We start from the raw sequence: 14,038 nt of genomic DNA, 5'->3' as shown, positions 1-14,038 counted from the left end.
GGGTAAACGACATGGGAGCCGGCCACGACCACGGAACCCGGGACCTGCTCACCAGCGGGGCCGGGCATCGACGGCGCCTCTGGTGGGCGGCCGGACTGCTGACCGTCTTCATGGTCGTCGAGGCGGTCGCGGCCGGGATCACCGGATCGCTGGCGCTGCTCTCCGACGCCGGGCACATGTTCACCGACGTGCTGGCGATCGCGATGACCCTGGCCGCGATCACCGCCGCGCACCGGGCCGGCACCGACTCGCGCCGCACCTACGGGCTCTACCGGCTGGAGGTGCTGGCCGCGCTCGCCAACGCGGCACTGCTCACCGTGGTGGCCGGGTTCGTCCTGGTGCAGGCGGTGCAGCGGTTCACCGATCCACCGCACGTGCCGGCCGGCTGGATGCTGCTGGTCGCGGTCGGCGGCCTGCTGGCGAACCTGGTGGCCTTCGCGCTGCTGCGCTCGGGGGCCAAGGAGAACATCGGGGTGCGCGGGGCGTACCTGGAGGTGCTCGGCGATCTGCTCGGGTCGGCCGGGGTCATCGTGGCGGCGCTGATCATCTGGCGCACCGGGTGGGCGTACGCGGACCCGATCGTCGCCGTCCTGGTGGCCCTCATGATCCTGCCGCGCACCTTCGCCCTGGGCCGCTCGGCGATCCGGATCCTGGTCCAGGCCGCCCCCGAGCACCTGGACGTGGCCCGGGTCCGGGAGCGGCTGGCCGCCGTGCCGGGCGTCTGCGACGTGCACGACCTGCACGTCTGGACGCTCACCGAGGGCATGGACGTGGCCTCCGCGCACCTGCGGCTGGACCCGCAGGCGGAGCTGGGCACGGTGCTCACCGCGGCGCGCGAGGCGCTGCACGAGGACTTCCGGATCGACCACGCCACGCTCCAGGTGGAGCCGGCCGGGGCGGCACGGGACTGCACGCCGGTCAGCTGGTAAATCTTCGAGCTTTAAACCTCATCTGTACTTTTTGCGAACCGCCACGCCGGATGCGCGAAAAGATAACAATGCGAGACATGAGTGACGGGCGAGTCATGGTCTTCGCGCCGGCCCCACAGCTGACGGTGACCATCGAACAACACCACGACGAGCCCGAGCTGCACGTCCATCCGGGCGGCCAGGGCATCTGGCAGACCCGGATGATCACGTCGCTCGGGGCCCGGGTGACGCTCTGCGCGGCGGCCGGCGGCGAGGTGGGCCGGGTTCTGGCCCCGCTGCTGGCGCTGCCCGGCGTCACGCTACGGCTGGTCATGCGCGAGCACGGCAGCGGCTGGTACGTGCACGACCGGCGGGGCGGCAGCCGCCAGGAGATCGCCGAGCGTCCCGGCACCCCCCTGTCCCGGCACGAGCTGGACGAGCTCTACAACCTGACCCTCGCCGAGGGCCTGCGGGCCGGCATCGCCATCCTGAGCGGCCCGGCCCATCCCTCGGTGATCAAACCCGAGGTGTACGGCCGCCTCGCCGCCGATCTGCGGTCGAACGGCTGCAAGGTGATCGCCGACCTGTGCAGCCGCCATCTGGCCGCGGTGCTGGAGGCCGGCATCACCGTCCTCAAGATCAGCCACGAGGAGCTGATCGCCGACGGGATGGCACCGGACGGCAGCACCGGATCGCTGGTGAAGGCGCTCATCCAGCTGCACGAGAACGGCGCCGAGACGGTGCTGGTCTCCCGGGCCGACGAGGGCGCGCTGGCCCTCTTCGACGGGGAGATCTACACGGTGGCGCTGCCCCGGCTCACCCCCGCCGAACACCGGGGCGCCGGGGACTCGATGACGGCCGGGGTCGCCGCCACTCTGGCCCACGGGGGCCATATCGAGGAGGCTGTACGTACCGGGGCGGCGGCAGGGGCGCTGAACGTCACCCGGCACGGGCTCGGCACCGGGCACGTGGACGCGGTCCGGGTCCTCACCGAGCGGGTCCGGCTGACCCCGATAGAGAAGGCATAATGACCCCTCAACCGGGCAAGCAACCCCGAATGCGCATTTTGATCACCAATGACGACGGCATCGAGGCACCCGGGATCCGCTGGCTGGCGCACGCGGTGGCACACGCCGGGTACGACGTGGTGGTGGCCGCACCGCTGAGCGAGTCCAGTGGTAGCAGCGCCTCGATGACCGCGGTCGTGAAGGACGGAAAGATCGTCTCGGAGCAGCGCGAGCTGGCCGGGATCAAGAACATCCCGGCGTACGGGGTGGCCGCCTCCCCCGCCTACATCGTCCTGCTGGCGCTGCGGGACGCCTTCGGGCCGGCGCCGGACATCGTGCTCTCCGGCATCAACCGGGGCGCCAACGCGGGCGCCGCCGTGGTGCACTCCGGCACGGTCGGGGCCTGCCTCACCGCCTCGCACGCCGGGTTGCACGGCCTGGCCGTCTCGCTCGACGTGCTGACCCCGGCGGCGGCCACCGCGGCCAGCGGCGGCGCCGCCATCGCCGCTCTCGACCACCTCGACGACGAGCAGCACCACTGGGGCAGCGCGGCCGACCTCGCGGTCCGCCTGCTGCCCTCGCTGCTGCACACCCCGCCCGGCACGATCTTCAACCTGAACGTCCCGGACCTGCACGTGGACGGCATCCGCGGACTACGGCAGGCGACCCTGGCGGGTTTCGGCCAGGTGCAGATGAGCATCGCCGAGGCGGGTGACGGCTATGTCCGGACCGCCGTGCAGGCCGCCGAGGAGACCCCGGACCCCGGCACCGACCTGGCCGCGCTCGCCGAGAACTTCGCCGTGGTCACCCCGATCCGGGCGCCCGCCGAGGCCGACGTCCGGATCAACGTCGGCGCCGTCCAGGTGCAGACGCCCGCCTTCTGAGCGGGCGCCGCGGGAGCGTCAGGCGGTGACGGTCTCGTCGAAGGGCTGTGGGTTGCCGAAGAGGCCGAGCAGCCCGGTGACCCAGAGCTGCCGGTGGGCGAAGCGGCTGGGCCGGGTGACCACCAGCTTGACCCCACTGACCCCGGCCAGCTGGAACGCGGCCACCAGGGCGCTGATGCCGACCGAGTCGATGAAGGTCACATGCCGCATGTTGAGCTCGATCCGGGCAGGGGATCCGGAGGACAGCTGAGCCGCCACGGCCTCACGGATCTCGTACGCGTTCTCGACATCGATCTCGCCTCGCGGGGAGACCTCCACCGCGCCGTCGGCCAGCGTCGACGTCGTTATCGACAGCGTCACGCCTCTTCCCTCCACCCGCCCGGTCGCTCCGGGCGTTGTTCCTTTAAACGCGGGCAACTGCCACGCCGACCCTGGACAGGGCGGCACGACTCCCCCCGGAAGGTTCGGTAGAAACTGCCCGAAAGGTTAGGCGCCGAACCTGTTAGTCACCTGAGTGGCTCGTGTGAACCCGGTCAACCCTACTGCGCGGAGTCAAATCGTTTTGTAACCGTGATGGCGTCCACAGCGGACGTTTGCGCAGAGTTGATCCTGGGCAAGCTCTCCCGGGAAGACCGTGCAACCGGAGGTGCAGACGATGTTCTCGAGGAAGAATCAGGCCGAGAAGACCGCCGAGGAGGCCTGGGAGCATCTCCAGGGCGCGTGGTCCACGGCCGGGGACAGCGCCGGCCGCGCCGCCGGCCGGGCCGGGCGGAAGAGCCGGAAGCTGGCCGGACAGGCCGGTGACCGAGTGACCTATGTCACCGACGAGGCGTGGGCGCGGGCCAACGCGGCCGCGAGCGCCCTCGCCGGCCGGCGGGCGCGACGCCCCTGGGGCCTGATCGTCGCGGTCGGCCTGGTCGGCATCGCCGCCGGTTGGGTGGCCGCGAGCACCGCGCGGGCCGCCCTGGAGCGGCAGGCCGAGAACGAGGAGATCGAGCTGGCCGAGACGGCCGTCGTGGTGACTCCGGTGCCCGACGAGAGGTGACCCGGCGGGGCCGTTTCCGCAGGCCCTTGCCGACCTCCCGCGAAAGGCCACGGCTCTGTACAGTTGAGCGGCATTCGGCTTGAACTCCTACAGATAAGGTCCGCTGGTGCTCAACGCGGGAAACCTCCTGGACAACCGTTACCGGTTGGACGAGCGCGTCGCCACCGGCGGGATGGGCGACGTCTGGCGCGGCACCGACGTCGTGCTGGGCCGGACCGTCGCGGTCAAGGTGCTGCGCACCGCGATGCTGGAGGACCCGGAGTTCGCCGCCCGCTTCTACGGCGAGGCCCGGATGATGGCGGCGTTCCGTCACCCGGGCGTGGTCGAGGTCTACGACTACGCGAGCGACGGCGACTACGAGGGCCCGGAGAAGGTCGCCTATCTGGTGATGGCCTTCGTGGAGGGCGAGCCGCTCTCCGCCCGGGTCAAGGAGGGCCCGCTCGGGGTCGCCGAGACCATGTCGATCGTGGCGCAGGCGGCCGACGCGCTGCACGCCGCCCACGAGAACGGGATCGTCCACCGCGACGTCAAGCCCGGCAACCTGATCGTGAAGCCGTCCGGCGCGGTGATCCTGGTCGACTTCGGCGTGGCCCGGTCGAACGCGATGACCAGCGTCACCGGTCTCAACGCGATCGTCGGCACCGCGCTCTACATGGCGCCGGAGCAGGTGGCCAAGGGCAACCTGACACCGGCCACCGACATCTACGCGCTGGGAGCGGTGGCCTACCACTGCATCGCCGGTGTGCCGCCGTTCGACGGCGACAACGCTCTCCAGGTGGCGCTGCGCCACCTGGAGGACGATGCGGAACCCCTGCCCGACCACGTTCCGTACGAGGTTCGTGACCTGATCGCCCGGGCGATGGCGAAGCAGCCGGCCGACCGGTTCCAGAGCGCCGCCGAGTTCGCCGAGGCGGCGTTCGCCGTGGCCGGGCCGATGGACTGGAAACGGCTCACCGGCACCACCCTGGCCGCCCCGATCAGCCCGGCCGCCCGGATGGGCACCGGGCAGTTCCCGGTCACCCGCATGGGGACGGGCCAGTTCCCGACCGCGCCGATCAGCCCGGCCACACCCCGGCCGGCGCCGATGCAGCGTGCCGTCCCGGCGCCGGTCCCGTTCTCCCGGCCGGGCTCCAAGGCGGCCCAGCCACCGGCGCAGCGTCTGCTGATGTTCGCGATCCTGGCCCTCTTCCTGGTGGCCGGCGGTATCGGCGTGGCGTTCGCGTTCAAGAGTGACCCGCCGGCCCAGGGCAGCACCGGCAAACAGAACCAGGGCAACCAGGCCGACCCGATCCTCCCGCCGCCGCCGAGCGCGGAGGACTCCCCGTCCGCGGTGGAGACCTCGGAGACCAGCTCCCGGCCGAACAAGACGAAGAAGACGTCGTCGAGCCGTTCGGCCAGCCCGTCGGCGGCCTCGCCGTCGGCATCGTCGTCGTCGCCGGATCCCACGGACCCGACGACCACCCCGTCGACCACGCCGCCGACCACCCCACCGACCACGCCGCCGACGACACCGACGACGGATCCGGTCACCGACCCGCCGGTGAACCCGGGCGGCTGAGCGCCGCACCTGAAAAACAACTAATCCTCAACTCGGGCGGACCACAGCCGATGATCCCGACGGCGCGGAGAATCATCCGGCCGCTAGGGAAGAGGTTCGCCGCACGATGACAGTCCATCTTCCACCGGAGCCGGGGCGGTACTCCACCGCTCCGCCGTGGGCCAGACCGCCGGAACCCGATCCGGCGCCGGTGGCCCCGGTCGCCCCGCCGGTCGACCCGACCGGTCACAAGCACGGCCAGCTGCTCGTCCGCTTCCCCGGGGAGGTGCACGCGGCGGGCCGCCCGGAGGCGCCGTCCTGGCGCCCGGTGGTGTACTGGACGTTCTTCCTCAGCGCGCTCGGCATCATCTCGGCGCTGCGGCGGTCCGGCCAGGCCCGCGGGTACGGCCGGAAGCGCTCGCCCTACTGGATCGCCTACGGCCTGACGGTGCTGGGCGGCGCCGCCGTCTGGGCGGCGCTGACCGTCACCGTCGCGGTTCCGGCCTACCACGCCTATCAGGAGGACCGGATCACCACGGTTCTCCAGGACACCCTCGCCGCGGACAGCCGGATCGTCAAGGAGGTCGGCGAGTTCACCGGTGTCGCCTGCCTGGGCGAGAGCGACCGGAACGCCGAGGGGCTGCGCACCTATCTGTGCACGTTCGAGCTGCCCACCGGCAAGAGCACCGGCATGTACGTGGCGGCCGACGCCCGCGGCAACTGGCAGGAGGAGGAGTGAGCGGGCCGGTCACCCGGCCCGCTCCCCCGATCAGAAGACCGGCACGCCCTCGCGGACGAGCTGCCAGTTCCGCACCGAGAAGTCGGCCGGGTCGATCCGGCCCTTGGCCTGCGCCCAGTCGATGAGCAGCTGGCGGATCTCCTGCTGCGCGTTGTAGACCTGGGTCTTCACGATGCCCGGGAAGCTGCCGCCGCCGGAGCGCCGGTAGTTGTTGACCGCGACCACGAACCGCGCGTCGGCGGCGACGTCCACCCCACCGATCTGGAGGCGGGTGATCCGGCTGCCGACCGGCCTGCTGATGTCGATGTCGTAGTCGACGCCGGAGAGCACGTCGTAGTTGTAGTCAGGCACGGCCGGGTCGTTGATCGTCTCCGGGTTCACCGGGGCACCGGCCGCGTGCGTGACGAAGTACTTCGCCGAGTACTCCAGGTACGCCTTCACCTCGGCGCCGGTCAGCACGACCGCTTCCAGGGTGTTGTCGTAGATGTAGAGCCCGGCCACGTCCTTGATCTTGACGTCGCCCTGCGGGAACACCGCGGTCCGGCTGAACGGCGCGGCGATCGACAGGACCGGCAGGCTCGCGTACTCGGAACCGGCCAGCGCCGCCGTGACGGTGTCGGTCTGCACCTTGTTGATGTAGTCGAGGATCGGGGTGTCCTCGTACCGGCTGGTGGCGGCGGACAGCTCCACCGTCGAGGCGGCGACGACCTGGTTGACGTAGGTCACCGTCTTCTCGTGCTGCCTGCGCACCGCGGCGAGGACCTTCGGGTCGGCCTCGACGGTGTTGGTGTTCAGCGACGTCGCGGCCTTCGTGGTGATCTTCCACTGGCCCTTGACGCGGGTGATGTCGAAGTCCATCTTCGTGAGCCGCTGGCCCCACTTCGACGGCTCGGAGAGCAGCACCTGCTCGCCGGTCTTCAGGTTGGCGACGAACCGCTGCGGCACCTCGCGGTGCGCGTGGCCGAAGAGGATCGCGTCGATGCCGGGCACCTGCTCGGCGATCAGCGCGGTCGGGTTCTCGTTCGGCAGCTCAGGGCCGTAGCTGGAGGTGCCGCTGTCGCCGCCGTGCGCGGAGATCAGCACGACGTCGGCGCCGCGGGCCCGCATGATCGGCACCCACTTGGCGGCCGTGGCGATCATGTCGGCGAACTCGAGCTTGCCCTCGACGTTGGCCCGGTCCCAGATCGCCGAGCCGGGGTTGGTGAGACCCAGGATGCCGACGCGCAGGGTGGGCGCGTGCCGGCCGAGCGAGACCTTCTTGATGACGTACGGCGTGAACGCCGGCCTTCCGGTCTTCACACTGATCGCGTTGGCGGCCAGGGCCGGGAAGCCGAGCTGCCGGATCCACAGGTTCAGCAGCGGGAGGCCGTAGTTGAACTCGTGGTTGCCCAGCGTGACGGCGTCGTAGTGCAGCACGTTCATGGCGCGGGCCATCGGGTGCTTCTCACCGGTCGAGGTGATCGGCTCCTGCTTGGCGTAGTAGGTGGCCAGCGGGGTGCCCTGGATGGTGTCGCCGGCGTCCAGCACCAGCACCGGGCCGGTCGCCTCGGCGCGCAGCTTGTTCACCAGCGCGGCCAGCTTGGCCACGCCGACGTCGTTGTGGGCGCTGTCGTCGTACTCCGCGTCCTTGTAGTAGTCCCAGTTGTAGACGTTGCCGTGGGTGTCCGACGTGCCCAGAACGGTGAGCCGGTAGGTCTTCTCCACGGCCGTGCCGCCGGCCTGCGCGCCTGACGAGGAGACGAGCGGCGCGGCGACGGTGGCGGCTGCCGACGCGGCGAGGACGCTCCGCCGCGAGACGCCGGTGGGAAGGGTCATTGCGAACCTCTCAACATCGGATCGATCGCGCCTTGTGGGCGCCGAAACCAGCACCCTAACGGCCGATCACCTGATCGGTCGATGAATCGGGGATTGCGTGGTGATCAAATCTGGTCGAGGGCCTCGACACCGAGGAGAAACATTCCGGTGTGCAGGGTCCGTGCGGTCAGCTCGCAGAGGGCCAGCCGGCTGCTCCGCGTCTCCGGTTCGGCGTCGATCACCCGGCACTGCTCGTAGAACCGGCTGAAGGTGCTGGCGAGGTCGTACAGGTAGGTGGCGATCCGATGGGGTTCCCGCGGTCCGGCGGCCGCGGTCAGCGCCGGTTCGAAACCCATCAGCGCGAGGGCGAGCGCCCGCTCCGCGGGCTCGGTGATCCGGATCGGTCCCGGCGCGCCTTCGGCCCTCCGTGAGATGGAGCAGATCCGGGCGTACGCGAACTGAAGGTACGGTCCGGTGTTCCCGGTCGAGGCGAGCATCCGGTCCCAGTCGAAGACGTAGTCACCCCGCCGGTCCCCGGAGAGGTCGGCGTACTTGATCGCGGCGATGCCCAGCGCCGGGTCGGTGGCCCGGGAGTCCGCCTCGTCGAGCAGCCCGGAAAGCCGGACCGTGTCACCGGCCCGGGTCTTGAGCATCTTGCCGTCGGCGCCCAGGATCGAGCCGAACCCGATGTGCTCGGCGCTGACCGTCGCAGGCAGCCACCCGGCCGCCCGGGCCACCGCGAAGACCATCCGGAAGTGGATCCGCTGCGGTGACCCGACCACGTAGAGCAGCTCGTCCGCGCCGAGATCGGACACCCGGTGCCGAAGTGCGGCGAGGTCGGTCGCGGCGTACCCGAATCCACCGTCGGACTTACGCACGATCAGCGGGAGCGGCGCGCCGTCCCGGCCGGTGAAGCCCTCCGGGAAGGCGCAGAGGGCGCCGTCGCTCTCGGTCAGCAGGCCCTTCTCCGCCAGTTCGGCAGCGATGCCGGCGAGTTCGTCCTGGTAGGTGCTCTCCCCGGCGAAGTGCTCCGCCCCGAGGGTGACCCCGAGCCGGTCGTAGACGCCCAGGAACGCCTTCTCCGACTGGGCGACCAGCCGCCGCCACAGCTCCCGGGTCGGCCCGTCGCCGTTCTGCAACGCCACCACCCGCAGCCGGGCCCGGGTCCGGAAGTCCTCGTCGGTGTCGAACCGCACCCGGGCCGCCCGGTAGAAGGCGGTCAGACCGGCGAGCGAGTGCCCGGTCCCGGCGGGCGCCTCGGCGAGGTGTTCGAGCAGCATGCCGAACGGGGTGCCCCAGTCGCCGATGTGGTTGACCCGGTGCACGTCGTGGCCCTGCCAGTCGAGGAGCCGGGCCAGCGAGTCGCCGATGATCGTGGACCGCAGGTGGCCGACGTGCATCTCCTTGGCCAGGTTCGGCGAGGAGTAGTCGATCACGATCCTCTTCGGATCCGGCACCGGCGGCACGCCCAGCCGCGGATCGTCGGCGATCGCGTCCAGGGCCGCGGCGATCCAGCCGTCGGCGACGGTCAGGTTGAGAAAGCCCGGCCCGGAGACGGTGACCTCGGCGATCCCGGTCAGGTCAGCGGTGGCGGCCACCTCGGCGGCGATCTCCCGCGGTGGCCGGTGCAGCCGCCCGGCCAGGGCGAGCGCCGCCCCGGACTGGAGATCGGCGTGCGGGGAGGACCGGACGGCCGGGTCCACCGGTGTGCCGGCGACCGCCGCGAAGGCGGGCGCCAGCCGGTCGTGCAGGAGTGATTCGAGATTCATGGTCCGGCCTCTCGACGGATGCGGAGGCGGGTCGGACCGACCACTGCTGTCCAGTGCCGGCGGGTGTCGACCCGCCGGGAGGAAAGCAGAGCTTCAGCGGCGGCCCTCGGGACGCCGGCGTCGCACGCTGAAGCAAGACATGCCGGGACTATAGCTGATCGTCGTGCGCGATCCGGGTCATCTGCGGCCAGAGGAGGATCAGGAAGACGGCCGAGGCGGCGAACGCGGCCCAGAACGGGGCGACGACGTCGTACTGCTTGGCCAGCAGTCCGCCGATCGCCGACCCGGCGACCAGACCGGCGTACACGCAGATGGTGTTGACCGCGTTGACCCGGCCCTGGAGGTGCTCCGGCACGGCCCGCTGGCGGACCGTGGTGGAGGTGGTGCTCCAGATGAAGGCGTGCGCGCCGAACAGGAAGAACACCGGCAGCGCCACCAGCGGTGAACGGGTCGCGGCCAGGATCAGGTGGGTCAGGGTCTCGATGATCAGGCCGATCCGCATCACGTTGCCGAGGCTCACCCGGGCGGTGATCCAGCCGTACAGGGCGGTGCCGAGCAGGCCGCCGACCGCCGAGACGGTGGTGATCAGGCCGAACCCGAAGTCGCCGAGCCCGAGCTGGTCCCGGGCGTAGAGCACCAGCACGGCCCAGGCGGCGCCGAACGACAGGTTGAAGATCAGGATGGTGAGGCAGAGGGTACGGACCGGCGGGTGGTGCAGCACCCAGCGGAAACCCTCGACGATCTCGCGGCGCACGTCCGGACTGCCGGTACGGCCGTGCGGCGGCAGCTTGACCCGGCTCACCAGCAGCATCCCGGCGAGGATCAGCAGCACCTCGGACACCAGCGGCCAGGACCGGCCCAGGGTGAACAGCGCGGCGCCGATCGACGGCCCGGCCAGCTGGTTGAACGTGATGAAGCCGGTCTGGAGGCGGGCGTTGGCCAGCGCCAGGTCGTCCCGGTCCACCAGCATCGGGGTGAGCGTGCCGGTGGTGTTGTCGGCGAACACCTCGGCCGTGCTGATCAGCGCGACGCCGGTCAGCGCCGCCACGACCGTCAGGTGGCCGGTGGTCAGCGCGGCGATCATGACCAGCAGGACCACGGCCCGGAAGGCGTTGGCGGCCAGAACGATCATGCGACGGTCGTGCCGGTCGGAGAGGACACCGGCCCAGAGACCGCAGATCAGCGGCGGCGCCCAGGTGGTCAGGGCGGCCAGGGCGATCAGGAACTCGTCGGAGGTGAGCGAGGCGACCAGCAGCGGACCGGCCGCGGCGCCGATGCCGTCACCGAGGTTCGTCGTCCAGGACGACGCGAGCAGCCAGCGGAAACTCGTTCCGAGGCGGGTGGGCAGGAGGGTCTGGACGAGGGGACTCACAAGGTGAGCACCCTACTGGCACGATCTAGCCATGGCGGATGGCTGGGACGAGGACGCCGACGGGGTGATGCGGCTGCCGTCCGGACGGCTGATCCGGGGCCGCGGGCTGCGACGGGCGATGCCGACCGGGCACCCGCCCCGGTTCGGGGTCTATCTGCTGGGCTCGCCGCCGCCCGAGTTCGGGTGGACCAGCCGGTGGATCCGGTGGCCCGACTTCTGGCTGCCGCGCGATCGCGCGTACGCCGAAGAGGTTTTGACCGAAGCCCTGCGCCGCGCCGAGGGTGAGCGGGTCGAGGTCGCCTGCACCGGCGGCGTGGGGCGGACCGGAACCGCGCTGGCATGCCTCGCGATCATCGACGGCGTCCCGGCGGACGAGGCGGTGGCCTTCGTCCGCCGGCACTACCACCACCAGGCCGTCGAGACACCCTGGCAGAAGCGGTTCGTCGCGCGTTTCAGGCCGTCGGAGGACGCCAGATCGTGAAGTCCTCGATGTGGAAGTGGCTGGCCACCGTGCGGAAGGCGAACCAGCCGCTGTCGTACGGGGTCGCGTCGGTGTAGTCGAAGACCAGCTGGTCGTCGCTGTAGTAGCGGATCTGCTCGCCGTTCACCCGGATCCGCACCCGGACCGGGACGCCTCCCTCGATCAGCGGCGTGGTGTAGTCGTAGATCAGCGGGCGGTTGCCCGGCTCGCCCACGTATTTGCGGAACCTCGTGGTGGTGTTGAGGTTCGCGCCCTGGCCGACGTAGTAGGTCTTGAGGTAGTCGTACTGGGCGAAGGCCCCGTTCCGGGCGGTGGCGAAGATGTCCTCCGGCGAGCGGACGTCCCGGGCATTCCAGAACGTGTTCAGGTCGGTGACGTGATCGTTCGGGCCGCCGGCGGACACCGGGGTGGCGGTGAACTCGATCTCGTACGGGCCCTCGATCTCCTGCTTGAGCCAAACCGTGGCGCCGTTGGGCACGTCGATGTCGAGCACCCCGTTCCTCGCCGCGACCGTACCGCCGCTCTGCAACTCGGCGGACCACTTGCCGGAGTCGCTCACGAAGTTGTCCTCGGCGATCACGGACCAGGCGCTTTCCCGGACCGTCCGGATCTTCGGCCTCGCGGGCGGGCGGCTGCCGTACCCGAGGAAGAAGTCGGTCAGCGTCGACTGGAGGTAGCCACGGACCGTCCAGCCCAGCCGGTAGCCCGGGTTGTGGGCCAGCGTGTAGAGCTTCACGGTGGTCGGGATGTTCGTGGTGAACAACCGCAGCGTGGTGTGGTCGGCGGTCTCGGCGAAGTACTCCTCGCGCCAGTCACCGAGGATGTCGCCGTAGAACGGGACCGCGTTGCGCCACGACGAGACGACACCGGACGGCTCGAAGATCTTCGACGAGGTCTTCGTCTTCGGGTTCCACTTCTCGACGTACGTGTTGTCGAGCAGCTCGGAGCCCTTGTCACCGTCCCACCAGATGCGGAAGTTGACGCTCGGCGTGGTCTTGCTGATCTGGGTGCCGTCGACACTCCAGACCCCGGCTCCGGGCAGGTCGGGGTTCGCGGTGGCGGCCCAGAACTCGTAGCCCTTGTGGGCCGGGTCGATGTCGGCGGTGGTGCCGCGCGGGATGTCCCAGAGGGTGGCGTCCTGCGGGACGTCCGGGTGCGAGCCGGTGATCAGCCGCTCGCCGGTCCCCGCGTCGTAGTAGTACCAGGGGAAGTTGGTGAAGATCCCGCCCTCGGTCTGCTGGATGGCGTAACCCTCCAGGCCGGGCCGCGACGGGTCCAGGTCACCGATGTGGAAGCGGTCGCCGTGGACCGAGCCCTCGACGACGTAGCGGAAGGTGCCGTCGCTGTTGACGACGTAGTTGCCGTCCGCGATGTCGTCCTTACCGTCCTGGTCGACGTCGATGATCCGCAGCTGGTGGAAGCTGGTGCCCTGATCCGTGCCACGCACGAACTTCCAACGGCGGGTCAGGTCACGGCCGTCGAAGTCCCAGGCCGCGAAGAGGACCCGGAAGTCGCCGCGCTTGGCGCCGATCCGGACCACCTGCTTGGTGATCAGGCTGGGGTGCACGCCGTCCAGGTAGGCGATGCCGTACTGGCCGCCGGAGGGGCCGTCGGCCGCGAAGTCGTCCGCCACCGGGACCCGCTCGCGCTCGACACCGGTCAGGCCGTCGACCACCGAGACGAACTGGTCGAGCTGGTTCGCCGACCGGATCACGGCGCCATCACTGAACGTGACACCGTTGGCGGTCTTCACGAAGACCTCGGCCCGGCCGTCGCTGTCCAGGTCGAAGACGGTGACGTTGTCGTCGTTGCGGTAGCCGGCGACCTCGCCGTACCCGCTGATCGCGGCGAGCGGCGGGTCGTTGGCGGCGTTGCCACCGGCCCGGGCGTACGAGTTGACGCCCAGGTCGACCCGCCACAGGTTCGTCCCGTCGAGGGTGTACGCCTCCAGGTAGCCGGGCTTGTCGAGGGCGTACGACAGGCGGGACACCACGATCTCGTAGCGGCCGTCGCCGTCCAGGTCGCCCGGCCAGGCGTGGTGCACGTAGTAGTTCTCGGCCGCCAGCAGCGGGATGTCACCGGGTGTGAGGGCCGGGCCGCTGGGCGCCTGCTCCCGGTTCCGGACGACCGCCCGGACCGTGTAGACGCCGTCGCCCGGGGTGGTGTCGGTGAAGCCGGTCGACTCGTCGATCGGCTTCCGGTTGAGCCTCTTCGTGCCCTTGTAGACGTTGAACGCGACGTTGTTGCCGTATTCGGTGCCGAGCAGGCGCCAGCTCAGGAAGGTGCCGCCGTTCTGGGCGGGCACGGCGACCAGGCCGCGGTCCAGCGACTCGACGATCCGGCCTTCTGGTGAGGTGCCGGCTTGGGCCGGCGTGGCGAGGAAGCCGGCGGTCAGCGTGAAGCCGACCGCGGCGGCGATGACCGCTCTCATCGTCAGTTCTCCATGATCCGGTACGCCGGGAGGTCGGCGCGCGCCGGAACGTATGGGACGACTGTGTATCG

At 70.6% G+C, this 14,038-nt stretch carries 12 protein-coding genes; 7 read left to right on the top strand and 5 right to left on the bottom strand.

The window, feature by feature from the left end:
* The first annotated feature begins 11 nt into the window (after positions 1 to 11).
* From BJ964_RS17080 to surE, 3 genes are all read left to right on the top strand, one after another.
* Positions 12 to 929, top strand: coding sequence for a cation diffusion facilitator family transporter (locus BJ964_RS17080; protein ID WP_188121582.1), 918 nt, complete (start codon positions 12 to 14; stop codon positions 927 to 929).
* Positions 930 to 997: 68 nt separating this feature from the next.
* Positions 998 to 1,936 carry a 1-phosphofructokinase family hexose kinase gene (locus BJ964_RS17075; protein WP_229794943.1) on the top strand — a complete coding sequence of 313 codons (939 nt, stop codon included), beginning with the start codon at positions 998 to 1,000 and terminating at the stop codon, positions 1,934 to 1,936.
* Between the two features lie 29 nt (positions 1,937 to 1,965).
* Positions 1,966 to 2,799 carry a 5'/3'-nucleotidase SurE gene (gene surE / locus BJ964_RS17070; RefSeq protein WP_188121581.1) on the top strand — a complete coding sequence of 278 codons (834 nt, stop codon included), beginning with the start codon at positions 1,966 to 1,968 and terminating at the stop codon, positions 2,797 to 2,799.
* Positions 2,800 to 2,817: 18 nt separating this feature from the next.
* Here surE and BJ964_RS17065 read toward each other — a convergent pair whose 3' ends face one another.
* Positions 2,818 to 3,159, bottom strand: coding sequence for an STAS domain-containing protein (locus tag BJ964_RS17065; RefSeq protein WP_188121580.1), 342 nt, complete (start codon positions 3,157 to 3,159; stop codon positions 2,818 to 2,820).
* Positions 3,160 to 3,454: 295 nt separating this feature from the next.
* Between BJ964_RS17065 and BJ964_RS17060 the strand changes: the two genes are divergently transcribed.
* The 3 genes from BJ964_RS17060 (at position 3,455) to BJ964_RS17050 (ending at position 6,120) form a co-directional block, all read left to right on the top strand.
* A complete protein-coding gene (locus BJ964_RS17060; protein WP_188121579.1) occupies positions 3,455 to 3,844 on the top strand; it encodes a hypothetical protein in 390 nt (129 codons plus the stop codon).
* A 106-nt stretch (positions 3,845 to 3,950) separates the two neighbouring features.
* Entirely contained in the window at positions 3,951 to 5,402 is a 1,452-nt protein-coding gene (locus tag BJ964_RS17055; protein ID WP_188121578.1) for a serine/threonine-protein kinase, read from the top strand.
* Positions 5,403 to 5,508: 106 nt separating this feature from the next.
* The gene (locus tag BJ964_RS17050; RefSeq protein WP_188121577.1) at positions 5,509 to 6,120 is read left to right on the top strand and encodes a hypothetical protein; all 612 of its coding nucleotides are present in this window, start codon (positions 5,509 to 5,511) and stop codon (positions 6,118 to 6,120) included.
* Between the two features lie 30 nt (positions 6,121 to 6,150).
* Here the strand turns inward: BJ964_RS17050 and BJ964_RS17045 are convergent, their stop codons facing one another.
* The 3 genes from BJ964_RS17045 to BJ964_RS17035 form a co-directional block, all read right to left on the bottom strand.
* Entirely contained in the window at positions 6,151 to 7,935 is a 1,785-nt protein-coding gene (locus tag BJ964_RS17045; protein ID WP_188121576.1) for a bifunctional metallophosphatase/5'-nucleotidase, read from the bottom strand.
* A gap of 104 nt (positions 7,936 to 8,039) precedes the next feature.
* The gene (gene argS, locus BJ964_RS17040) at positions 8,040 to 9,683 is read right to left on the bottom strand and encodes an arginine--tRNA ligase (RefSeq protein WP_188121575.1); all 1,644 of its coding nucleotides are present in this window, start codon (positions 9,681 to 9,683) and stop codon (positions 8,040 to 8,042) included.
* A 148-nt stretch (positions 9,684 to 9,831) separates the two neighbouring features.
* Complete coding sequence (locus BJ964_RS17035) at positions 9,832 to 11,055, bottom strand: MFS transporter (RefSeq protein ID WP_188121574.1); 1,224 nt, start codon at positions 11,053 to 11,055, stop codon at positions 9,832 to 9,834.
* 31 nt (positions 11,056 to 11,086) lie between these two features.
* On the opposite strand from BJ964_RS17035, the gene BJ964_RS17030 reads away from it, so the two are divergent.
* Entirely contained in the window at positions 11,087 to 11,536 is a 450-nt protein-coding gene (locus tag BJ964_RS17030; protein ID WP_188121573.1) for a protein-tyrosine phosphatase family protein, read from the top strand.
* On the opposite strand, the gene BJ964_RS17025 is transcribed toward BJ964_RS17030, so the two are convergent.
* Positions 11,508 to 13,967, bottom strand: coding sequence for a rhamnogalacturonan lyase family protein (locus BJ964_RS17025; RefSeq protein ID WP_188121572.1), 2,460 nt, complete (start codon positions 13,965 to 13,967; stop codon positions 11,508 to 11,510). The two genes, BJ964_RS17030 and BJ964_RS17025, sit on opposite strands and share 29 nt — an antisense overlap.
* Positions 13,968 to 14,038: the final 71 nt, after the last annotated feature.

Origin of the sequence: Actinoplanes lobatus (assembly GCF_014205215.1) — a bacterium.
Lineage (GTDB): Bacteria > Actinomycetota > Actinomycetes > Mycobacteriales > Micromonosporaceae > Actinoplanes > Actinoplanes lobatus.
The sequence above is the reverse complement of the archived record's forward strand: the minus strand, read 5'-3'. Positions and strand labels throughout refer to the sequence as shown.

Bases quoted from the DNA above. Each gene is read 5' to 3' on its own strand.
- BJ964_RS17080 (WP_188121582.1), top strand. From the start codon at position 12: ATGGGAGCCGGCCACGACCACGGAACCCGGGACCTGCTCACCAGCGGG.
- BJ964_RS17075 (WP_229794943.1), top strand. From the start codon at position 998: ATGCGAGACATGAGTGACGGGCGAGTCATGGTCTTCGCGCCGGCCCCA.
- surE (WP_188121581.1), top strand. From the start codon at position 1,966: ATGCGCATTTTGATCACCAATGACGACGGCATCGAGGCACCCGGGATC.
- BJ964_RS17060 (WP_188121579.1), top strand. From the start codon at position 3,455: ATGTTCTCGAGGAAGAATCAGGCCGAGAAGACCGCCGAGGAGGCCTGG.
- BJ964_RS17050 (WP_188121577.1), top strand. From the start codon at position 5,509: ATGACAGTCCATCTTCCACCGGAGCCGGGGCGGTACTCCACCGCTCCG.
- BJ964_RS17045 (WP_188121576.1), bottom strand. From the start codon at position 7,935: ATGACCCTTCCCACCGGCGTCTCGCGGCGGAGCGTCCTCGCCGCGTCG.
- argS (WP_188121575.1), bottom strand. From the start codon at position 9,683: ATGAATCTCGAATCACTCCTGCACGACCGGCTGGCGCCCGCCTTCGCG.
- BJ964_RS17030 (WP_188121573.1), top strand. From the start codon at position 11,087: ATGGCGGATGGCTGGGACGAGGACGCCGACGGGGTGATGCGGCTGCCG.
- BJ964_RS17025 (WP_188121572.1), bottom strand. From the start codon at position 13,967: ATGAGAGCGGTCATCGCCGCCGCGGTCGGCTTCACGCTGACCGCCGGC.